Raw genomic sequence first — 21,586 nt, 5'->3', positions numbered from 1 at the left:
TCCGTCTATACCCTACTGATAGCAATAAGGATTGTCTTGATGTCTAACAATGGCCCAGACTTGCGTAATGTGCTTTGGTACAACCAGCTTGGCATGCACGACGTTGACCGTGTTGGTGGCAAAAATGCCTCTCTCGGTGAAATGATCACCAATCTTTCCGATCTGGGCGTGGCTGTACCCAATGGGTTTGCCACCACAGCACAAGCATTTAACGATTTTCTTGAGCAAAGTGGTGTCAACCAGCGCATCTATCAGTTATTGGATCAGACTGACGTTGATGACATCGTTCAACTGGCCAAGGCTGGCGCACAAATCCGCCAGTGGGTAATTGATACACCTTTCCATCCGGAATTCGAACGTGAGATTACGCTGGCTTACCAGCAGTTGGCCGAAGGCGAAAGCGAAGCGTCGTTTGCCGTGCGTTCTTCCGCTACTGCTGAAGACATGCCCGATGCTTCTTTTGCTGGCCAGCAGGAAACCTTCCTTAACGTGCAGGGTATTGGCGCGGTAATGGTGGCAATCAAACACGTTTTTGCCTCCCTGTTTAATGACCGTGCAATTTCCTATCGTGTACACCAGGGTTACGATCACCGCGGGGGTGCGCTCTCTGCTGGCGTGCAACGCATGGTGCGCTCCGATCTGGCCTCATCCGGCGTGATGTTCACCATTGATACCGAATCAGGCTTCGACCAGGTGGTGTTTATCACCTCGGCATTTGGCTTGGGTGAAATGGTGGTGCAGGGCGCGGTTAACCCAGATGAATTCTATGTGCATAAGCCGACGCTGCTGAAAGGCAAACCGGCTATTGTGCGCCGGAATATCGGCTCGAAAAAATCCGTATGGTGTACGCGCCTTCGCAGGACCACGGTAAGCAGGTTCGTATTGAAGATGTGCCAGAAGAGCAACGCAATCGTTTCTCTCTGACCGATGATGAAGTGCAGGCGCTGGCGCACCAGGCTCTGTTGATTGAAAAACATTATGGCCGCCCGATGGATATCGAGTGGGCAAAAGATGGCCATACCGGCAAACTGCTTATCGTGCAGGCGCGCCCAGAAACCGTGCGTTCCAATGAGCAGGTTATGGAGCGTTACCAGTTGAATGGTAATAGCGACGTGTTGGTGGAAGGGCGGGCTATCGGGCACCGCATCGGTGCTGGCCCGGTGAAGGTTATTCATGATATCAGCGAGATGGATCGCATCCAACCGGGTGACGTGCTGGTGACGGATATGACCGATCCGGATTGGGAGCCGATCATGAAAAAAGCGGCGGCCATTGTCACTAACCGTGGCGGGCGTACCTGTCATGCGGCGATCATCGCCCGTGAGCTGGGTATCCCGGCGGTGGTGGGATGCGGCCATGCTACCGACCTGCTGAAAGATGGGCAGAAAGTCACCGTTTCCTGTGCGGAAGGCGATACCGGTTTTGTTTACAGCGATATGCTGGAGTTTACGGTACAAAGCTCCGAAGTTACCGAGCTGCCAACGCTGCCGTTGAAAATCATGATGAACGTCGGTAACCCGGATCGCGCTTTCGACTTCGCCCGCTTGCCGAATGAAGGGGTGGGCCTGGCCCGTCTGGAATTTATCATCAACCGCATGATTGGCGTGCATCCTCGCGCTTTGTTGGAGTTTGACCAGCAGACGCCGGAGCTGCAGGCCGAAATCAGGACGCTGATGCAGGGTTATGATGATCCGGTTGAGTTTTACGTCGGTCGTCTGACCGAAGGGATCGCGACGCTGGGCGCGGCATTCTGGCCGAAGCGCGTGATCGTGCGCCTTTCCGACTTCAAATCCAATGAGTACGCCAACCTGGTCGGCGGCGAGAAGTACGAACCCCACGAAGAGAACCCGATGCTGGGCTTCCGTGGCGCAGGCCGTTATGTTGCCGACAGTTTCCGTGATTGCTTCGCGATGGAATGTGCGGCCATGAAGCGTGTGCGTAATGAGATGGGCCTGACCAACGTTGAAGTAATGGTGCCATTCGTTCGTACCGTGGCACAGGCTGAGGCGGTGGTGGCGGAACTGGGCCGTCAGGGATTGAAGCGTGGCGAGAACGGCCTGAAAGTGATCATGATGTGTGAGATCCCTTCTAACGCCCTGTTGGCCGATCAGTTCCTTGAGCATTTCGATGGTTTCTCCATCGGCTCCAACGACATGACTCAGCTAACGCTGGGGCTGGATCGTGATTCCGGCGTGGTTTCTGAACTGTTCGATGAACGTAATGAAGCGGTCAAGGCGCTGCTTTCCATGGCGATCCAGGCGGCCAAGCGTCATGGAAAATATGTCGGTATTTGTGGGCAAGGCCCATCGGATCATGAGGACTTTGCCGAATGGCTGATGGATCAGGGGATCGATAGCCTGTCCCTGAACCCGGATACTGTCGTGCAGACTTGGATTAATTTGTCGCAGAGAAAGTAATGCGGTTACGCAAATAATAACGCTAAAGGTCGCCACTGAGTTGGCGGCCTTTTTATATCTGAATGTAAATATATCGATTAGAAAAATAATAAAGATAAAAAAAGGCCCATCATAGGATGACGGGCAAAGACTACACACAGCAATTTACATGTATGGCATTACATTGTTTGGATGCTTGCTTGAAAAACAATTATTTATAGCGCGATATGGCAATAATACTAGGCACTTACGCGGTCAGCGTCATTAAGATTCATCCTAATAAACCAGCAAAGGAAAATGGGGTTACCGGCAAGCTCGATTAATTAACCCAAAGAACCTGTGGGAATAAATAAGCAACCTGAGCGGTTATTGTGCAGTAAAAATAGGGGGTAGTCTGCCCGTCCGTCGGGCAGACCCAGTGCGAATTACAGCTGTTCTAAATCCTTAACCACTTCTTCCGGATCGGTATTGGGTTCCGGCGCCTCATTCACCCAGGCGCTGACCAAACGATAGGAAACGGCCAGCACAACCGGGCCGATAAACAGGCCTATCATACCAAAGGACAGCAAACCGCCGATAACGCCGGAGAGGATCAGGATTAGCGGCAGATCTGCACCCATGCGGATCAGTGCCGGGCGCAGGAAGTTATCCAAGGTGCCGACGACACAGCTCCACACCAGCAGCAAGGTTCCCCAAGTGGTATCTCCGGTCCAGTACAGCCAGATAATGGCTGGGATCAATACCAGCAATGGCCCAAGCTGCGCCACACAGAATACAAACATCAGCACGGTCAACAAGGTTGCCGCAGGAATGCCGGAAACGGCCAGGCCAATCCCACCCAGTATTGATTGCACCAATGCCGTAACTACCACACCCAATGCCACAGCGCGGATCGCTTGCCCGGCCAGCAACACCGCAGCATCGCCACGCACGGAGGCCAGGCGCACGGCAAAATGCCGGATAGCCATACCCACCTGCTCGCCACGGGCATACAGTAAGGCGCTGAACAGCACCATCAGCATACAGTGCACCAGGAAGCGGCCAATGTGCGCGGCTTGAGTGACAAGCCAGGTTGCCGTCTGGCCGAAATAAGGTTGGATTTTGGCAACCAAGGCGGCACCACCGGTGTTAACCAGCAGATGATAACTGTTGTAGGTTTTATTGCCAATCAACGGTATGGCACGCAACCATTCAAAATCTGGAGCATGGATCTTGGCCGGGGCATTAACCCAATCCACGATTGGCGCGCTGTTATCGACCACGCTGCTGATCAGCAGGGCAACCGGCAGCACAAACAGTAAGAGCAGCAAGATGGTCATGACCAGAACGGCCAGAGAACGCCGGCCCCAAAGCAGGTTCTGGACCTTGATCAATACCGGCCAGGTGGCAATCACCACCATGCCCGCCCAGGCAAAACCAAGAATAAACGGTTGAACAACCCAAAAACTGGCGACGATCAGCATGGCGATAAACAGCACGCCAAAAATAATCGTAGGTAAATCGTATCGATGTTGCGGTTGTTTCATGAATGCGTTTTCATCCTATTTCAGTGATTCCCTGTACCCGTTCATCATGGAGCATTTTCGGCTACTTGCACAGTCAGGCGTACCTTTTGCCGCAAGCGCTTCTGTTGCCGCTACTTTGTGATAATGTGAATGCCTGCACGAAAGGAAGTATGTTAGTTTTTATACCCAATGAATTTCAAGTTGCAGTTAGGCTAGTGCAGGTAACAACGCTGCGGCTTGAAAGGCGATGGATATACTGATAATAAAAAATAGGGGTGGGTCTGAATCCAGGACCTGATAAGCAATTAAAAAATAGACAGACAGGGTCAAAAAAGCGAATGATCCCACAGATTTCTCAGGCTCCCGGCCTCGTTCAACGGGTGCTCGACTTTTTGGAAGCGTTAAAACAAAACGGATTCAGCGGCGATACGGCCACCAATTATGCCGATCGTCTGACTATGGCCACGGACAACAGTATTTATCAGTTGTTACCCGATGCCGTGGTGTTTCCTCGTTCAACCGGTGATGTCGCGTTACTCGCCCGTCTGGCCGATGAGGAGCGCTTTAAGGCGCTGACCTTCAGCCCGCGTGGTGGTGGCACTGGCACCAACGGCCAATCCCTTAACAGCGGCATCGTGGTTGATATGTCGCGCTATATGAATCGCATTCTGGACATCAACGTCGAGCAAGGCTGGGTGCGGGTTGAGGCCGGGGTAATCAAAGACCAGCTTAACCAGTATCTGCGGCCGTTCGGCTATTTCTTCTCACCTGAGCTTTCCACCAGCAACCGAGCCACGCTTGGCGGCATGATCAATACCGACGCCTCCGGCCAGGGTTCATTGGTGTACGGCAAAACTTCAGACCATGTGCTGGGATTGCGGGCAGTGTTGCTGGGGGGCGAAATGATCGACACCCGGGCGATGCCGACGCTACTGGCGGAAACGATTGCTCAGGAAGATACGCCGGAAGGGCGCATTTACGATCGGGTTCTTAACCGTTGCCGCGAACAACGGGCGCTGATCCTGGAGAAATTTCCCAAGCTTAACCGATTCCTCACCGGTTATGATTTGCGCCATGTGTTAAGTGACGATCTGCAAACCTTCGATCTTTCGCGCATCCTCACCGGTTCCGAAGGAACACTGGCCTTTATCACTGAAGCGCGGCTGAATATCACGCCACTGCCGAAGGTGCGCCGCCTGGTGAATATAAAATACGACTCCTTCGATTCCGCGCTGCGTAATGCGCCCTTTATGGTGGAAGCCAAGGCGCTATCGGTAGAAACCATCGATTCAAAAGTGCTTAATCTGGCCCGTGAAGATATCGTTTGGCATTCGGTCAGTGAACTGATCACCAACGTACCGGATAAAGAGATGCTCGGGCTGAATATCGTTGAGTTTGCCGGTGACGATAAAGAACTGATCGACGGCCAGATGGAAGCGTTATGTGAGCGTCTGGATGGTTTGATCTCAGAGCAGCAGGCCGGGGTGATTGGCTATCAAATCTGTGGCGATCTCAGTGGTATCGAACGTATCTACAATATGCGCAAAAAAGCGGTGGGTTTGCTGGGCAATGCCAAAGGGCAGGCCAAGCCAATTCCGTTTGCTGAAGATACTTGCGTACCGCCACAGCATCTTGCCGATTACATTACCGAGTTCCGCCAACTGCTGGACAGCCATAACCTGAGTTATGGCATGTTTGGCCACGTCGATGCCGGGGTGTTGCACGTGCGCCCGGCGCTGGATATGTGCGATCCGCAGCAAGAAATGCTGATGAAGCAGATTTCCGACCAGGTGGTTGCGCTAACGGCGAAATATGGCGGGTTGCTGTGGGGCGAGCACGGTAAAGGTTTCCGCGCAGAATACAGCCCGGCCTTCTTTGGCGAAACGCTGTATGAAGAGCTGCGCCGGATTAAGGCGGCGTTTGACCCGCTTAATCGCCTCAATCCTGGTAAAATTTGCCCACCGTTTGGCGTTGAGGCGCTGATGATGAAGGTGGACGCGGTGAAGCGCGGCACGCTGGATCGCCGTATTCCTATCGACATCCGCACTTCGTTCCGTGGCGCGATGGAGTGTAACGGTAATGGCCTGTGCTTTAACTTTGATGTGCATAGCCCGATGTGCCCTTCGATGAAGATCACCAGTAACCGTATTCACTCGCCGAAAGGCCGCGCGGCGCTGGTACGTGAATGGTTACGCCTGCTGGCTGACCAAGGCGTCGATCCGGTAGCACTGGAAAAACAGCTACCGCAACAGCGCCTCAGTTTCCGTGCCATGATCGAGAAAACCCGTAATAGCTGGCATGCCAGCAAAGGGGAATATGACTTCTCCCATGAAGTAAAAGAAGCGATGTCAGGCTGCCTTGCCTGTAAAGCCTGTTCTACCCAATGCCCGATCAAGATCGACGTGCCGGGCTTCCGCTCCCGCTTCTTACAGCTCTACCACACCCGCTATCTGCGCCCGGTACGTGACTATATGGTTGCTGGCGTGGAAAGTTACACCCCGCTGATGGCGAAAGCGCCGCAGGTGTTTAATTTCTTCTTTAAACAGCCTTGGGTACGCGAACTAAGCCGCAGCAGTATCGGCATGGTGGACTTGCCCCTGCTTTCCAGCCCGACGTTGCGCCAGCAGCTTTCGGGCCATAGCGCTTTTAGCATGACGCTTGAACAACTCGAGGCTTTGGGAGAGGCGCAGCGTGAACAGCATGTGCTGGTAGTTCAGGATCCCTTTACCAGTTATTACGATGCGCAAGTGGTTGCAGATTTTGTGCGGCTGGTGGATAAGCTGGGCTACAAGCCGGTCCTGTTGCCATTCTCACCAAACGGCAAAGCGCAGCACATAAAAGGTTTCCTGACGCGGTTTGCCAAAACGGCACGTAAGACAGCCGATTTCCTCAACCGCGTGGCTAAGCTTGGCATACCTATGGTCGGGGTCGATCCTGCGCTGGTGCTGTGCTACCGCGATGAGTATCAGGAGATCCTCGGTGATTCTCGCGGTGATTTCCAGGTGCAACTGGTGCATGAGTGGCTGCAGCCATTGCTGGCAGAGCGTGCGGAGCAACAGGCAACGGGCGAGGCCTGGTATCTGTTTGGCCATTGCACCGAAAGCACCGCGTTACCGACCAGCGCGCAGCAATGGGCCGCCATTTTTCCCGGTTTGGAGCCAAACTGGAGAATGTCAACGTCGGCTGTTGCGGCATGGCCGGCACTTATGGCCACGAAGCCAAAAACCTGCAAAATTCGCTGGGCATTTATGAGTTATCATGGCACCAGGCGCTGCAACGCTTGCCACGGCAACGTTGTCTGGCGACCGGTTACTCTTGCCGCAGCCAGGTGAAACGCATTGAAGGCAATGGCGTGCGGCATCCGTTACAAGCTCTGTTGGAGATGATTGCGTGAAGCTGTGGAAACGTGAAACAACGCTGGAAAAACTTAACCAGACTGGTGAAGGCTGTATGGTTGGCCATGTGGGGATTGAATTTACCTGCATGGCGGATGACTATCTGGAAGCGGTTATGCCGGTTGATAACCGGACGACACAGCCGTTCGGCCTGTTACACGGCGGGGCTTCGGTAGTGCTGGCAGAGTCGATGGGCTCAATGGCCGGTTATCTGTGTACCGAAGGGGAGCAAAAAGTGGTGGGGCTTGAAATCAACGCCAACCACATTCGGGCGGTGTTCAAAGGGCAGGTGCGCGGCGTTTGCCGTGCACTGCATGTTGGCCGCCGCAATCAGGTCTGGCAGATCGAAATCTTCGACGATCGCGATCGTCTGTGCTGTACCTCGCGCCTGACCACGGCGGTACTTGAGTAAAATAAAACCCGCAGGTTTCGGCTTGCGGGCATTTTATAGCTGAAACGGCACCCGTTTCACAAAATCCTTCTGAAAAGCCGTCGCTTTCTCCCACACGCCTTCCATTGAGTATTTCTGGCAAATCAGTGTCAACGTGTGTCGTGCAAAATGGTAGCTCTGAACGCGGAATAGCTGGCAACGTTGTGGATTATTGATCTCAACGATCAGCCGGTTGTGCAGTTTATTCAGTGCATGCAGATAGCTTTCATCATCGCCATTTTCCAGGCACAGATTGGCCATGCTGAGGCTGACCGCGTTGTATTGCTTCAAATGATTGATGTTGCATTCTGTCCGCCTTAATGCCGCCTCCGCCATATAGAAATCCACCGTGACATCACGGATTTTGAACTTGTAGTCATCAATTTTGCTAAGTAACCAGGCATTCATCGAGATATTCATCTGTCCACGCTCAATTAAAGCTTAATGATAATCATTATCATATTTGTAGATGTGGCGATGATCAATGCTCTTTGGCATTTTTTCTCTAGGGATGATTGGCGGGGGAGTGGGCCAAAAGTGCAGTAACGACTAAACTTAAGGCAGTAAAGCGCATTAATTAGACAGACAAGATTCAGAAATAGGTATTTCCTATGAATGTTTAAAACAGACAGTTTGTCCGGCGGTGTAATGCAGCCGGGCCACCGGGGTGAGGCGTACGGTGAAGCGTGAAGTGTAATAAATTCATGTGGATATAAATAATTCTTTTCTGCTTTCCCGCGCTGGATAACACGGATATCCCGCAAGCTTGCCGCACTGCGAAGCAAAAATCCGTGCTTCTGGCAGATACCCCCGCAAAACAAACGGTTGAAGTGATAATCGTTATCACTAACATATGAGTAACCCAGATTGGCTGTGGTGAAACGCGAGCATGAGGTAGGCCCTATGCAAATGGAAGATGTCGGTACTTTCTCGTTGGAAGACAATGTCTGGCAAGGTATTTCGCTGAGCGACAGTGCCGTGCAACAGATACTCAAATTAATGCAGCAGGATCCGCAGGTTAAAGGGTTGCAGCTTGGGGTCAAGCAGTCTGGCTGTGCGGGGTTTGCCTACGTGCTGGATCTCACCCGCGAGCCTGCCAGCGACGACCTGCTGTTCGAACGCGGTGGGGCAGCGCTGTATGTTCCGCTGAAAGCGATGCCGTTTATTGATGGCACCACGGTAGATTTTGTCCGTGATGGGCTGAATCAGATGTTCAAATTCAACAACCCTAAAGCTCAGAACGCCTGCGGGTGTGGTGAGAGTTTTGGCGTTTAAGCGATGCAATCAATATGACACGAAGCAATGTAGAAGTTCCTGATGATGTACAGGCTTGGGTCAGCGAGGGGCGTTACAAAGAGGGGTTCTTCACCCAACTGGCAACCGATGAGTTAGCCAAAGGCATCAATGAAGACGTGGTGCGAGCGATTTCAGCCAAGCGCAACGAGCCTGATTGGATGCTGGAGTTCCGCCTGGAAGCTTACCGCGCCTGGTTGCAGATGGAAGAGCCGCATTGGCTGAAAGCCAACTATGACAAACTCAATTATCAGGATTACAGCTATTATTCGGCACCGTCTTGTGGCAGTTGCGATGACGCTTGTGGCTCTCAGCCAGGTGCGCAGCAGCAGCCCGGTGCGGCGGCGGAAAACAGTTACCTGACCAGCGAGGTCGAATTGGCGTTCAACCAGCTTGGTGTGCCGGTGCGTGAAGGTAGCGAAGTCGCTGTGGATGCCATCTTTGACTCCGTTTCCGTCGCTACCACCTATCGTGAGAAGCTGGCAGAAAGCGGCGTGATCTTCTGTTCGTTCGGCGAAGCCATTCAGGAACACCCGGACCTGGTGCGCCAGTATTTAGGCCGTGTGGTGCCCTATAATGACAATTTCTTTGCCGCCCTCAATGCTGCCGTGGCCTCTGATGGCACTTTTGTCTATGTGCCGAAAGGCGTTCGCTGCCCGATGGAGCTGTCTACCTATTTTCGTATCAACGCAGCAAAAACCGGCCAGTTTGAACGCACTATCCTGATCGCCGATGAAGGCAGCTATGTCAGTTATATCGAAGGCTGCTCTGCGCCAGTGCGCGACAGTTACCAGTTGCACGCCGCAGTGGTGGAAGTGATCCTGCATAAAGATGCCGAGGTGAAGTATTCAACGGTGCAAAACTGGTTTGCTGGCGGCGGTGAAAGCAAGGGGGCATTCTTAACTTCGTCACTAAACGTGCGTTGTGTGAAGGGGCGGGTTCCAAAATGTCCTGGACGCAGTCGGAAACCGGCTCAGCCATCACCTGGAAATACCCAAGCGTGATCCTGCAGGGCGATAACTCTATCGGCGAGTTTTTCTCTGTGGCACTGACCAGCGGCTATCAGCAGGCGGATACCGGCACCAAGATGATCCACATTGGCAAGAACACCAAATCCACCATCATCGCCAAAGGTATCTCGGCCGGGCATAGCCAGAATACCTATCGTGGCTTGGTGAAAATCCTGCCTGGCGCGGAAAACGCCCGTAACTTTACCCAATGCGACTCCATGCTGATCGGGCCGGACAGCGGGGCGCATACCTTCCCTTATGTGGAGGCGCGTAATAATAGCGCCCAGTTGGAACACGAAGCGACCACCTCGAAAATTGGCGACGACCAACTGTTTTACTGCCTGCAGCGTGGCATCAGTGAAGATGACGCCATTTCAATGATCGTTAACGGTTTCTGTAAAGACGTATTCTCCGAGCTGCCGCTGGAATTTGCCGTAGAGGCGCAGAAATTACTGGCGATCAGCCTGGAACACAGCGTCGGTTAAGCCGCAGATTTTTTGGCGCAGCAGCGCCACCAGAGGACACAGCATGTTAAGTATCAAGAATTTGAAAGTCAGCGCAGAAGGCAACGAGATCCTCAAGGGACTCAGCCTGGAGATCAAGCCTGGTGAGGTACATGCCATCATGGGGCCGAATGGTTCCGGGAAAAGCACGCTTTCCGCGACGCTGGCCGGGCGCGAAGAGTATGAAGTCCTTGAGGGGGAAGTGAGCTTTAAAGGGAAAGATCTGCTGAGCCTGGATCCGGAGGAGCGTGCCGGAGAGGGGGTATTTCTGGCGTTTCAATATCCGGTGGAGATCCCCGGCGTCAGTAATCATTTCTTCTTGCAGACATCGGTAAATGCGGTGCGCAAATACCGTGGGCAGGAAGCGCTCGACCGCTTCGATTTCGCCGATTTTATTGAGCAGAAAATTGAGTTGCTGAATATGCCTGCGGATCTGTTGACCCGCTCGGTGAACGTTGGTTTTTCCGGCGGAGAGAAGAAGCGCAACGATATTTTGCAGATGGCCGCGCTGGAGCCCGATCTTTGCATTCTGGATGAAACGGATTCTGGGCTGGATATCGATGCCCTGAAGATTGTGGCTAACGGCGTTAACTCGCTACGTGACGGCAAGCGTGCTTTTATTATTGTGACTCACTACCAGCGTATTTTGGATTATATCAAGCCGGACTATGTGCATGTTCTTTCTCAGGGGCGGATCGTCAAGTCCGGTGATTTTTCTTTGGTGAAACAGTTGGAGGAGCAGGGTTATGGCTGGCTTTCCGACCAACAATAATTCGCAGGCGCTGCAGCAGATGTACAGCCTGTTTGAAACCCGGGGTGGCGAACGTTCGGCTCACGCTATGGCGCACTGGCAACAGGCCCTGCGCCTTGGCTGGCCGACCCGCAAGCATGAGAACTGGAAATATACTCCGTTGGAAGGCTTGTTGGCCCAACGCTTTCTGGAACCTTCGGGCAAAGTGCTTAGTGTCGCGCAGCGTGATTCGCTCGCGCTGGAAATAGACGCTTACCGCCTGGTGTTTGTCGATGGGCGTTTCTGCCCGCAATTGAGTGATGATGATCTTGGCGGCTATCAGTTGGAGCTGGTTGCGTATGGATCGCAGCAAAGGTTACCGGAAGCTGTCCAGCCAGAGATTTTCCTGCATCTGACCGAAAGCCTGGCAGCGGAAACCACCTTGATTCGTCTGGCAGCGGATAAAGCGCCAACCAAGCCGCTCTACCTGCTGCATATCAGCAGCGGGCGTGAGCAGGAAGGCGAAGTCAACACGCTGCATCACCGACACCACCTGGAGATTGCATCGGGCGCCCAGGCGGAGGTGATCGAGCATTATGCCAGCCTGGGCTCAGCGGCCCATTTTACCGGTGCGCGTCTGACCGCTGCGGTTGGCGATAATGCCGTGCTGCGCCATTGCAAACTGGCTTTTGAAAGCCAGGCAAGTTACCACTTTGCTCATAACGACCTGCTGATTGGCCGCGATGCGCGGGTGAAAAGCGACAGCTTTCTGCTGGGGGCTGGGCTGACTCGCCATAACACCAGCGCTCAGTTGAACGGCGAAGGCGCAAATCTGCAGATCAATAGCCTGGTGCTGCCGGTAGGCAAAGACGTCTGTGATACCCGAACCTATCTTGAACACAACAAAGGTTATTGTGAAAGCCGCCAGTTGCATAAAACCGTGGTCAGCGATCGGGCCAAGGCGGTGTTTAATGGCATGATCAAAGTGGCCAAGTATGCGATTAAAACCGACGGGCAGATGACCAACCACAACTTGCTGCTCGGAAAGGTCGCTGAGGTGGATACCAAGCCGCAACTGGAAATTTACGCCGATGACGTTAAGTGCAGCCACGGAGCCACCGTTGGTCGTATCGACAAGGAACAGCTGTTCTATCTGCAATCGCGTGGGATCGGCAAACATGCGGCGCAACAGATGATTATTTTTGCTTTCGCAGCAGAACTGACGGAAGGGATCGCCAATCCAATAATTCGGCAACAGGTGCTGGCACGTATTGCCGAACGCTTACCGAAGGAGGTGGCATGAGTTATCCATTGGAGCGGATACGCAGTGATTTCCCGCTACTGGCCCGGGAAGTTAACGGGCAACCGCTGGCCTATCTCGACAGCGCCGCCAGCGCACAGAAACCGCAGATGGTGATCGATCGTGAACTGGATTTCTATCGCCAGGGCTATGCCGCGGTGCACCGTGGCATCCATACGCTGAGCGCGGAAGCGACGCAGCAGATGGAGGCGGTTCGTGAGCAGGTCGCGCAATTTATCAATGCGGGATCGGCGGAGGAGATTGTGTTTGTCAAAGGGACCACCGAAGGTATCAACCTGGTGGCCAACAGTTTTGGCCGTCACTTACTGGCGGCTGGTGACAGCATCATTATTACCGAGATGGAACATCACGCCAATATTGTACCTTGGCAGTTGCTGGCTCAGGAGCGCGGTATTCAGTTGCGCGTCTGGCCGTTGCAGCCTGATGGCACATTGGATCTGGCGCAGTTGCCGGAGCTTATTGATACCTCCACCAAGTTACTGGCGATCACTCAGGTATCCAACGTGTTGGGCACGGTTAATCCGCTGAGTGAAATCATCCCGGTAGCGAAAGCGGCAGGGCTGAAGGTACTGGTAGACGGCGCGCAGGCGGTGATGCATCAACGTATTGATGTACGAGCGCTCGATTGTGATTTCTATGCGTTCTCCGGGCATAAGCTCTACGGGCCAACGGGGATCGGTATCCTGTATGGCAAACAGGAACTACTGGCACAGATGCCCCCTGGGAAGGCGGCGGCTCAATGATCCAGCAGGTCAGCCTGACTACAGGCACCACCTTTGCAGCTCCGCCATGGCGCTTTGAAGCCGGTTCGCCCAATACCGCGGCTATTATGGGGTTAGGGGCAGCAATCGACTACGTGAATGCCCTGGGGCTGGAAGCGATCCACGATTATGAGCAATCCTTAATGCACTACGGGCTGGAAGCCTTGCGACAGGTGCCCACCCTGAAAATATACGGCCCGGCACAGCGCTCCGGCGTCATCGCTTTTAATCTCGGTGATCACCATGCTTACGATGTAGGCAGCTTTCTGGATCAATACGGGATTGCCATTCGCACCGGGCACCATTGCGCGATGCCGCTGATGGCGTACTACCAGGTGCCAAGTATGTGCCGAGCTTCTCTGGCGTTGTACAATACACGACAAGAAGTGGATCGGTTGGTTGCGGGTCTACAACGGATCCACAACCTGTTGGGATAATCATCAAAGGATGCCTTATGGCGAATTGGCCAGACAAAGATAAATTGGTGCGCAACTTTTCCCGCTGCCTTAACTGGGAAGAGAAATACCTGTATGTGATCGAGTTGGGGAGCCAGTTGCCCCCACTGGAGGAAAGTGCGCGGCTGGCAACAAATCTGATCTCCGGTTGCCAGAGCCAGGTATGGATCGTGATGAAAAAGGATCGTGAAGGGTGGGTTGAGTTTGATGGTGATAGCGATGCCGCCATCGTTAAGGGGTTACTGGCAGTGGTATTTATCCTGTATCGTCAACTGACGCCGCAGCAGATAATCGAGCTGGATGTGCGCCCATTCTTTGCCGAATTGGCCCTGAGCCAACACCTGACTCCTTCCCGCTCCCAAGGTCTGGAAGCAATGATCCGGGCTATTCGCAGTAAAGCCTCGTTGCTCGCCTGATCGGCTGCCTTGCCAAGGCTGATTGACAACCAGTTATGTCAATGAGCCTTTACAATCCGGCACCAACCCCCGCTTGTACCTGCTAAACCACTGGTATTTCAGCGGGTTAGTCATTGACGTTTCATTGACAATTCACCCGATTAATTACGTTATAACATGTTGATTTTTAGACAACTTATTGCCTTTGAATGGGTTCTTGCTAGTATTGATCGAGGATTTTTCTGATTTACCTACCCGCAGGCGCCAGATAGCCTTGCCATGAACTGTAATAAAAATAGGGATGAGAATGAAACGTGCGTTGATTTTACTGGGCGTGCTATTCGCCACCGTGCTGACCGGCGCCCAGGCCGCCAGTATGAACGAATATCCACTACCGCCGCCAGGCAGCCGTCTGATAGGTGAGAATACGATCTATAACGTACCAAACGATGGCCGCTCACTGGAGGCTATCGCTGCTGATTACAAGATTGGTTTGTTGGGCATGCTGGAGGCCAACCCGGGTACCGATCCTTATCTGCCAACGCCTGGCACTGCGCTGACGATCCCAACCCAAATGTTACTGCCAGATACGCCAAGGGAAGGGATCGTGGTCAATCTTGCCGAGCTGCGGCTTTATTATTACCCGGCAGGGGAAGACAAAGTGATCGTGTATCCGATCGGCATCGGCCAGACCGGCATGCATACGCCGCTGAAGGTGACTTCGGTAAGCCAGAAGATCCCCAACCCGACCTGGACCCCAACGGCTAACATCCGCAAACGCTACGCCTCGCAGGGGGTGACTCTGCCAGGAGTTGTTCCGGCAGGGCCAGAGAACCCGATGGGGCTGTTTGCCATGCGTCTGGCTATGGGGCATGGGGAATACCTGATCCACGGCACTAACGCCAACTTTGGTATCGGGATGCGCGTCAGCTCTGGCTGTATCCGTTTGCGCCCTGATGATATCGAAGCGCTGTTCAATATGGTGCCGAAAGGCACGAGAGTTCAGATCGTCAATGAACCGGTGAAAGTATCGGTTGAGCCGGATGGTAAACGCTATGTTGAAGTGCATCAGCCACTGTCAAAAGTGGCTAGTGACGATCCGCAGACCATGGCAATCGCACTTTCTAAAAATCAGAAAGCGTTCGTTGCTGATGAGCAGACCGATAAAGCCATGTTCGACAGCGCCATTGTAAGGCGTTCAGGCATGCCAGTGTTGGTGAGTGTCGGGCAGGACCCTTCGGCGGCGTCTATGGCGCCTACAGAGCCTCAGAGTGAGGGTAATGACACGACGGGTGGAGCGCCTATCACTTCGGTGAACTAAACCTGGAATAGCAGGTGAGAATGACCAGGCCTGGCGTTAAGCCGGGCTTTTTTTATTTTTGATAATAGGCAAGACTAAAAAATAGGGCGCTGGCGGTAAGCAAATATTTGAACAAAAAAAACGGTGCACAATGTGCACCGTTTTCAATAACCGAAGCTATCTTACTTTTTGTAAGCGTGTGCTTGGTTGTCCAGACGCTGGTTAGCGCGCGCTGCGTCGTCTTTAGCTGCTTGAACGTCAGAACGGATTGCGTTCACGTCGTTGCTCAGCTGATCAACTTTAGCGTTCAGAGTCTGAACGTCAGAAGACAGTTGATCGATTTTAGCGTTGCTTGAGCAACCAGCCAGCATAGTAGAAGCCAGGATTACCGCGCCCAGTACCAGTTTAGTACGATTCATTATAACACCCTCTAGATTGAGTTAATCTCCATGTAGCGTTACAAGTATTACACAAACTTTTTTCGAAAGAGAATAATTTTTTTGTATTAGGGCTCTTTATTTTGATCGTTCGCTCAAACTTGCATCTTGTTTTGCAAAATAGTTAAAAAACGAAGGAAAACAGCCGGATTCCATGGGACAACTCTTAATTGAAATTAGCTAAATAATGAGCAGTAATGGTTGCGTTTTTCAGAAAACAGTTTATAGAAGATAAAAAAACGCCGCTAAGCGGCGTTTGGGTCAAAAACTTTTGTCACGTTTATTTATTACAGAACGTGGACCGAAGCAGTATTGGTGGTACCACTTGCTACCAGAGCACCAGAAACCATGACTACAACGTCGCCTTTCTGTGCCAGGCCACTCGCCAGAGCCGCTTCTTTCCCGATACGGTAGAAATCGTCTGTAGAGGCGATTTCTTTAACTATCTGGGTAACGACGCCTTTACTCAGAATCAACTGACGTGCAGTAATTTCATTGGTGGTCAGCGCCAGGATCACGGCGTTAGGGAAGTATTTACGCACGGATTTGGCAGATTTACCGCCGCTGGTGGCAACCACAATCAGTGGCGCGTCCAGTTTTTCGGCGGTTTCAACCGCACCACGGCACACCGCTTCGGTGATACGCAGTTTACGGTTGTCGTTCAGGGTGTCGATGCGGCTAGGCATCACGCGATCGGTACGCTCGCAGATGGTTGCCATGATGGTAACGGCTTCCAGCGGGTATTTCCCCTTGGCACTTTCACCAGACAGCATAACCGCATCGGTACCGTCCAGGATGGCGTTTGCAACGTCACCGGCTTCTGCACGAGTAGGGCGCGGGTTTTTGATCATCGAATCCAGCATCTGGGTAGCCGTGATAACCACTTTACGCGCACGGTTACATTTCTCGATCATCATTTTCTGGGCGAAGATAACTTCTTCAACCGGGATCTCTACGCCCAGATCACCACGGGCAACCATGATGCCGTCGGAAGCCTCGAGGATCTCGTCAAAGTTGTTCAGGCCTTCCTGGTTCTCAATTTTTGAGATGATCTGGATGCTCTCGCCGCCGTGGGTTTTCAGGTGCTCACGGATTTCCAGCACGTCGGAACGTTTACGGATGAAGGAGGCAGCCACAAAGTCCACGCCTTGCTCACAACCGAAGATCAGGTCACGCTTGTCTTTTTCAGCCAGGGCTGGCAGCTGGATGGAAACGCCAGGCAGGTTAACGCCTTTGTTCTCGCCCAGATCGCCGCTGTTCAACACCTTACAAACAACTTCGCCTTCCGTTACTGAGGTGACTTCCATACCAATCAGGCCGTCATCAACCAGCACGGTATTGCCAATTTTCAGGTCGGCAGCAAAACCAGGATAGGTGACCGCGACGCGCTCTTTGTTGCCGATAACGCTCTGATCGGTAGTAAAGGTGAAGGTCTGGCCAGCAACCAGAGCGGCATCAGCACCGCCTTCCAGCTTCATGGTACGGATTTCCGGGCCTTTGGTATCGAGCAGGATGCCAGCAGTTTTGCCTGTTTTTGCCATCACGGCACGCATATTCTTGATACGGTTGCCGTGCTCTTCGTAATCGCCATGAGAGAAGTTAAGGCGCATTACGTTCATGCCTGCGTTCAGCAGGCTGGTCAGCATTTCTTCCGACTCGGTTTTCGGGCCGATGGTACAAACAATTTTGGTCTTTTTCATGACGATTTTTTCTGCAAGTTATGTTGAATAATAAAACTAAAGGTACCGGCGGCTAGGCCATCGGTAAGGGATTTGAGTGTTGCCTGGTAGTGAAAAACATAGTTAAGAATAGGTGACCACAGTTGAAAGGATGTAGAAAAAATTGGCCAATGCCCGGATACGGGGATGCTGCGCAAAAAGAAGGGATGAGAATTTGTTGTTATTGCGTTTTCGCAGATCAAGGGCTGAAACCATTCAACTGAAAGACGTTGCGCATTATAAAGGCTCTGCCGCAGGAAACAAAATAAAAAACCGATGTGCGCTGCAGCTTTAGATAAAAAAGGGGAAAATGTGGCGCAAATAGAGGCTGCTGGCAAGGGTTTGTTGCGCAAATGACATTTCTGTAAATGAATATGATAGCCGTTAGCGGGCGGTTCAGCGCCAGACCATGAATTTTGCTTCAAGTGCGCGGTTGGATCTCCAGCAAGGAACCGGCCACCAGGCAAAAACAACCAAATAAAGTGGCTGCAGGGATCGCTAACGTTTCTCCGGCAATAGCAATATGGACTGTGCTGCCGATGGTGAATTCGAACTCGCCGGAAATAATGCGGATTTGCTGTGGGTAAGGCTGTTTCTGCAACTGACCAAAGGCACCCGTTTCGAATTTCACTTCACTGGCAGGGGAGTTATCGCTCATCATCCCTTGGCAGCGGGAAAGGCCATTGTCGAGATCTTTAAACGGTGTCTGCGCTTTAAATACCAACATCAAGTTTACCTCTGTCAGGATCCGGCGCTGATAATATCTGATGCGCGTTTGCTCTGGCTATAGCTGATGTCACAGTGATTTTTAACAAGGGATGAAACACGAGAAAACGGTAAAAAGAATTGGTGCGTCCGAATGGACTCGAACCATCGACCCCCACCATGTCAAGGTGGTGCTCTAACCAACTGAGCTACGGACGCACTGAACTGCTACAGGAATCTGGTGCGTCCGAATGGACTCGAACCATCGACCCCCACCATGTCAAGGTGGTGCTCTAACCAACTGAGCTACGGACGCATCTTTTTCCTGTCTGTCATGGCTGACAGCGGGGACGAATATTAACGAGCTACCCGCCTGCTGGCAAGGGGTAAAGCGCAATTTTATTTGGTATTTCACGCGATTGCTGAGCTTATGTGCAGTAAGGCGATTTTTTCTGCAAGGCTTGGCAGAGAACTCGCCGGTCTGCAGTCATCAGACCGGCGAAAGGTTTTAACGGGTGGCGCGTTGTAAGATCAAGGCCGGTGGCTGGCGTTGTAACCAACGCATACGCAATACCATCATGATGGCAGCGAAGGTCAAACCGATAATAAAGCCAATCCAGAATCCGCTTGGCCCCATGGCCGGGACGATATAATCGGTCAGAGCCAACAGATAGCCGCTCGGTAATCCAAGCACCCAATAGGCGACAAAGGTGATGTAGAAGATCGCTCGGGTATCTTTATAACCCCGCAGAATACCACTGCCGGTCACTTGGACGGAGTCGGATATCTGGTAGATAGCGGCCAGCAGCATCAGATGCGAAGCCATGGAGACGACCGCCGGGTTGTCGTTATACAGCAGGGCGATAGACTCACGGAAGGTGGCGGTGAACAACGCCGAGCAACTGGCCATCACAATACCCACAGCAATTGCTGCATAGGCTGCAACTCGAGCACCTTCAACGGAACCTTCACCTAAACTGTGCCCGACGCGAATGGTTGCCCCGACCCCCAGCGATAGGGGCAGAACAAACATCAGTGAGCTGAAGTTCAGCGCAATCTGGTGTCCGGCAACGGCGACGATGCCAAGTGGTGACACCAATAGCGCCACCACGGCAAACAGTGTGACTTCAAAAAACAAGGCCAGCGCTACCGGCATACCTATGGCTATCAGGCGCTTCAGGGCTTGCCAGTCCGGGCCACGGTGTGCACCTTCTTCCAGCTTGATATCGCGTTGTGAAGGCGCACGTTTGGCATACCAGCGCATCATCAGGAACATCATCCAATACACGCTGGCAGTGGCGACGCCACAGCCAATCCCGCCTAATTCCGGCATGCCGAACTTGCCGAAGATAAGAATGTAGTTGATGGGAATGTTGATCAGCAGACCGATAAAGCCAATCACCATCCCGGGTTTGGTTTTGGATAAGCCTTCGCACTGGTTACGTACCACCTGGAAGAACAGATAGCCAGGTGCGCCCCACATGATGGCATGTAGAAAACCCACGGCTTTATCGGCCAATACCGGGTCGATGTTGTGCATCATGTCGAGCACCAGCCTGCTGTTATAGATCAGGGCGATAATCAACACCGAAACCCCCGATGCCAGCCAGAAACCCTGGCGCACCTGGTGGGCAATACGATCGCGGCGACCGGCTCCGTTTAGCTGGGCGATCACCGGGGTCAGGGCCAGCAGCAAACCATGGCCAAAAAGAATGACCGGCAACCAGATGGAGGTGCCGACGGCAACGGCGGCCATATCCGTGGCGCTGTAGGCTCCCGCCATAATAGTATCGACCACGCCCATTGCGGTTTGAGATATTTGCGCGATGATGACTGGAATAGCGAGGGCGAGTAAACTACGCGCCTCAATGAAGTACTTCTGCACGTATACACCTTTTTAATTATTTATGGGGAAGGGTTGTTGCCATCAATAGGCAACAAATACAAGTTGCGGAGATGAATCAAAAAAATATTGTACCTGCTCATTGTAGTTAAGCAAATATTGTAATGAAATCGTTATACCACCGTATATCAAAAGGCGGCGTGTTTGTCTGCCTATATCTGTTCCGTACTCTACCCGAGATAGTCTGGCCGAAGGGGCATATTTAATGCGCAAATGCCACTTTTTTGGTTTTGCGGGTTTGGTTTTCTACGATAACTGGGGCAAACTGCCAGCAGCGTTTTGAACATATTCAAAAGAAGAGGCCAACATGTTTACCGGTATCGTACAGGGCACCGCTCCGCTGGTTGCCGTTGATGAGAAACCCAATTTTCGCACCCACGTCATTGAAATGCCGGATGAACTGCTGCCGGGGCTGGAGCTGGGCGCTTCGGTGGCTCACAACGGTTGCTGCCTGACCGTTACGGCCATTGCAGGCAACCAGGTCAGTTTTGACCTGATCAAGGAAACCCTGCGATTGACCAATCTTGGCGATCTGAAGCTCGGGAACGTCGTCAACATCGAGAGAGCAGCCAAGTTCAACGATGAAATTGGCGGGCACCTGATGTCTGGTCATATTATTTGTACGGCGGAAGTCGCCAAAATTTATACCTCGGAAAATAACCGCCAGATCTGGTTGCGGATGCCGAATATTGATCTGATGAAATATGTGCTGCATAAAGGGTTTATCGGTATCGATGGTATTAGTCTGACCATCGGTGAAGTGGTAAATAACCGTTTTTGTGTACATTTAATCCCAGAAACGCTTGAGCGCACCACGCTGGGCAAAAAACGTCTGGGGGATAAAGTGAATATCGAGATCGATCCTCAGACTCAGGCGGTAGTTGATACCGTGGAGCGTGTGCTGGCCAGCCGTGAAGCGGCCATTGCCGCGGCGAGTGCGTTAGCATCCAAGGCTTGAACATCCTGACGTAACAATGCAGTAAAACACCAAGAGGAGCCAAACGTGAAGTTTTATGGGAAAACGTTGATGTTAGCAGCGCTGTTGGCGCTAGCGGCCTGCTCGAGCACATCTGAGCAAGCTGAACCGCAGTCGGCAGACGTTGAAAATGATAGTTGTGGTGCTTCGCAGTATCAAAGCTATGTTGGCAAACCGCTTTCCGCACTTGATGGGGTCAATATCCCACACCAGGTTCGTACCATTCCTTATAACTCAGCCGTAACCATGGATTTTAATTTGCAGCGCCTGAACTTCCTGGGTGACAGCGATGACAAAATCATTCGCGTTTATTGCGGTTGAGTTTTAAAAAAACAACCCCGGTTTACCCGGGG

Annotated in this window: 15 protein-coding genes, 2 tRNA genes and 4 pseudogenes; 12 read left to right on the top strand and 9 right to left on the bottom strand. The window is 52.5% G+C overall.

Translation table 11 applies throughout. The features are described from left to right. Positions 1–39 precede the first annotated feature (39 nt). Positions 40–2,417: pseudogene (gene ppsA, locus ACQ86O_RS20060) on the top strand (phosphoenolpyruvate synthase). 404 nt (positions 2,418–2,821) lie between these two features. Here the strand turns inward: ppsA and ydiK are convergent. Beyond that, positions 2,822–3,922 carry an AI-2E family transporter YdiK gene (ydiK, locus tag ACQ86O_RS20055; protein WP_431222563.1) on the bottom strand — a complete coding sequence of 367 codons (1,101 nt, stop codon included), beginning with the start codon at positions 3,920–3,922 and terminating at the stop codon, positions 2,822–2,824. Between the two features lie 317 nt (positions 3,923–4,239). Here ydiK and ydiJ point away from each other — a divergent pair. Further along, positions 4,240–7,295 (top strand): annotated as a pseudogene (gene ydiJ / locus ACQ86O_RS20050) (D-2-hydroxyglutarate dehydrogenase YdiJ). Then, the gene (gene menI, locus ACQ86O_RS20045; RefSeq protein ID WP_431222562.1) at positions 7,292–7,708 is read left to right on the top strand and encodes a 1,4-dihydroxy-2-naphthoyl-CoA hydrolase; all 417 of its coding nucleotides are present in this window, start codon (positions 7,292–7,294) and stop codon (positions 7,706–7,708) included. The pseudogene ydiJ and the gene menI overlap by 4 nt, the downstream one beginning before the upstream one ends. A gap of 33 nt (positions 7,709–7,741) precedes the next feature. Here the strand turns inward: menI and ACQ86O_RS20040 are convergent, their stop codons facing one another. Continuing rightward, positions 7,742–8,146: a hypothetical protein gene (locus ACQ86O_RS20040; RefSeq protein WP_431222561.1), complete on the bottom strand. Its 405-nt coding sequence runs from the start codon at positions 8,144–8,146 to the stop codon at positions 7,742–7,744. Between the two features lie 483 nt (positions 8,147–8,629). Between ACQ86O_RS20040 and sufA the strand changes: the two genes are divergently transcribed. The 7 genes and pseudogenes from sufA to ACQ86O_RS20005 all read left to right on the top strand — a co-directional run bounded on the left by sufA (position 8,630) and on the right by ACQ86O_RS20005 (position 15,515). After that, entirely contained in the window at positions 8,630–9,001 is a 372-nt protein-coding gene (gene sufA / locus ACQ86O_RS20035; RefSeq protein ID WP_431222560.1) for a Fe-S cluster assembly scaffold SufA, read from the top strand. A 14-nt stretch (positions 9,002–9,015) separates the two neighbouring features. Beyond that, positions 9,016–10,514, top strand: a pseudogene (sufB, locus tag ACQ86O_RS20030) (Fe-S cluster assembly protein SufB). Between the two features lie 43 nt (positions 10,515–10,557). Continuing rightward, a complete protein-coding gene (sufC, locus tag ACQ86O_RS20025) occupies positions 10,558–11,304 on the top strand; it encodes a Fe-S cluster assembly ATPase SufC (protein WP_431222559.1) in 747 nt (248 codons plus the stop codon). Further along, complete coding sequence (gene sufD, locus ACQ86O_RS20020; RefSeq protein WP_431222558.1) at positions 11,279–12,565, top strand: Fe-S cluster assembly protein SufD; 1,287 nt, start codon at positions 11,279–11,281, stop codon at positions 12,563–12,565. The genes sufC and sufD overlap by 26 nt, the downstream gene beginning before the upstream one ends. Next, positions 12,562–13,781: pseudogene (sufS, locus tag ACQ86O_RS20015) on the top strand (cysteine desulfurase SufS). The gene sufD and the pseudogene sufS overlap by 4 nt, the downstream one beginning before the upstream one ends. A 17-nt stretch (positions 13,782–13,798) precedes the next feature. Continuing rightward, positions 13,799–14,215: a cysteine desulfuration protein SufE gene (gene sufE / locus ACQ86O_RS20010; protein WP_431222557.1), complete on the top strand. Its 417-nt coding sequence runs from the start codon at positions 13,799–13,801 to the stop codon at positions 14,213–14,215. A 286-nt stretch (positions 14,216–14,501) separates the two neighbouring features. Next, positions 14,502–15,515 (top strand): L,D-transpeptidase family protein, encoded by a 1,014-nt coding sequence (locus tag ACQ86O_RS20005; protein WP_431222556.1) that lies wholly within the window; start codon positions 14,502–14,504, stop codon positions 15,513–15,515. Positions 15,516–15,676: 161 nt separating this feature from the next. Here ACQ86O_RS20005 and ACQ86O_RS20000 read toward each other — a convergent pair whose 3' ends face one another. The 7 genes from ACQ86O_RS20000 to ACQ86O_RS19970 form a co-directional block, all read right to left on the bottom strand. Further along, a complete protein-coding gene (locus ACQ86O_RS20000; RefSeq protein WP_005165631.1) occupies positions 15,677–15,913 on the bottom strand; it encodes a major outer membrane lipoprotein in 237 nt (78 codons plus the stop codon). 305 nt (positions 15,914–16,218) lie between these two features. Further along, positions 16,219–17,631 carry a pyruvate kinase PykF gene (gene pykF / locus ACQ86O_RS19995; protein WP_431222555.1) on the bottom strand — a complete coding sequence of 471 codons (1,413 nt, stop codon included), beginning with the start codon at positions 17,629–17,631 and terminating at the stop codon, positions 16,219–16,221. After that, a complete protein-coding gene (locus ACQ86O_RS19990; protein WP_431222554.1) occupies positions 17,628–18,074 on the bottom strand; it encodes a hypothetical protein in 447 nt (148 codons plus the stop codon). Before ACQ86O_RS19990 ends, pykF begins: the two co-directional genes overlap by 4 nt. After that, entirely contained in the window at positions 18,071–18,376 is a 306-nt protein-coding gene (locus ACQ86O_RS19985) for a cupin (protein ID WP_431222553.1), read from the bottom strand. Before ACQ86O_RS19985 ends, ACQ86O_RS19990 begins: the two co-directional genes overlap by 4 nt. Before the next feature lie 120 nt (positions 18,377–18,496). Beyond that, positions 18,497–18,573: transfer RNA gene (locus ACQ86O_RS19980), tRNA-Val, on the bottom strand. A gap of 20 nt (positions 18,574–18,593) precedes the next feature. Beyond that, positions 18,594–18,670, bottom strand: a tRNA-Val gene (locus tag ACQ86O_RS19975). Positions 18,671–18,862: 192 nt separating this feature from the next. After that, positions 18,863–20,239, bottom strand: coding sequence for an MATE family efflux transporter (locus ACQ86O_RS19970; RefSeq protein ID WP_431222552.1), 1,377 nt, complete (start codon positions 20,237–20,239; stop codon positions 18,863–18,865). Between the two features lie 325 nt (positions 20,240–20,564). On the opposite strand from ACQ86O_RS19970, the gene ACQ86O_RS19965 reads away from it, so the two are divergent. Beyond that, positions 20,565–21,215 (top strand): riboflavin synthase subunit alpha, encoded by a 651-nt coding sequence (locus ACQ86O_RS19965; protein ID WP_431222551.1) that lies wholly within the window; start codon positions 20,565–20,567, stop codon positions 21,213–21,215. A gap of 45 nt (positions 21,216–21,260) precedes the next feature. Beyond that, positions 21,261–21,554 carry an I78 family peptidase inhibitor gene (locus ACQ86O_RS19960; protein WP_431222550.1) on the top strand — a complete coding sequence of 98 codons (294 nt, stop codon included), beginning with the start codon at positions 21,261–21,263 and terminating at the stop codon, positions 21,552–21,554. Positions 21,555–21,586: the final 32 nt, after the last annotated feature.

The organism is Serratia sp. L9 (assembly GCF_050632285.1).
GTDB lineage: Bacteria > Pseudomonadota > Gammaproteobacteria > Enterobacterales > Enterobacteriaceae > Chania.
The sequence above is the reverse complement of the archived record's forward strand: the minus strand, read 5'-3'. Positions and strand labels throughout refer to the sequence as shown.

Excerpts from the sequence above, each read along its gene's own strand:
- sufA (WP_431222560.1), top strand. The coding sequence starts at position 8,630 with ATGCAAATGGAAGATGTCGGTACTTTCTCGTTGGAAGACAATGTCTGG.
- ACQ86O_RS20040 (WP_431222561.1), bottom strand. The coding sequence starts at position 8,146 with ATGAATATCTCGATGAATGCCTGGTTACTTAGCAAAATTGATGACTAC.
- ydiK (WP_431222563.1), bottom strand. The coding sequence starts at position 3,922 with ATGAAACAACCGCAACATCGATACGATTTACCTACGATTATTTTTGGC.
- sufC (WP_431222559.1), top strand. The coding sequence starts at position 10,558 with ATGTTAAGTATCAAGAATTTGAAAGTCAGCGCAGAAGGCAACGAGATC.
- ACQ86O_RS20000 (WP_005165631.1), bottom strand. The coding sequence starts at position 15,913 with ATGAATCGTACTAAACTGGTACTGGGCGCGGTAATCCTGGCTTCTACT.
- ACQ86O_RS20005 (WP_431222556.1), top strand. The coding sequence starts at position 14,502 with ATGAAACGTGCGTTGATTTTACTGGGCGTGCTATTCGCCACCGTGCTG.
- sufE (WP_431222557.1), top strand. The coding sequence starts at position 13,799 with ATGGCGAATTGGCCAGACAAAGATAAATTGGTGCGCAACTTTTCCCGC.
- pykF (WP_431222555.1), bottom strand. The coding sequence starts at position 17,631 with ATGAAAAAGACCAAAATTGTTTGTACCATCGGCCCGAAAACCGAGTCG.
- sufD (WP_431222558.1), top strand. The coding sequence starts at position 11,279 with ATGGCTGGCTTTCCGACCAACAATAATTCGCAGGCGCTGCAGCAGATG.
- ACQ86O_RS19985 (WP_431222553.1), bottom strand. The coding sequence starts at position 18,376 with ATGTTGGTATTTAAAGCGCAGACACCGTTTAAAGATCTCGACAATGGC.
- ACQ86O_RS19965 (WP_431222551.1), top strand. The coding sequence starts at position 20,565 with ATGTTTACCGGTATCGTACAGGGCACCGCTCCGCTGGTTGCCGTTGAT.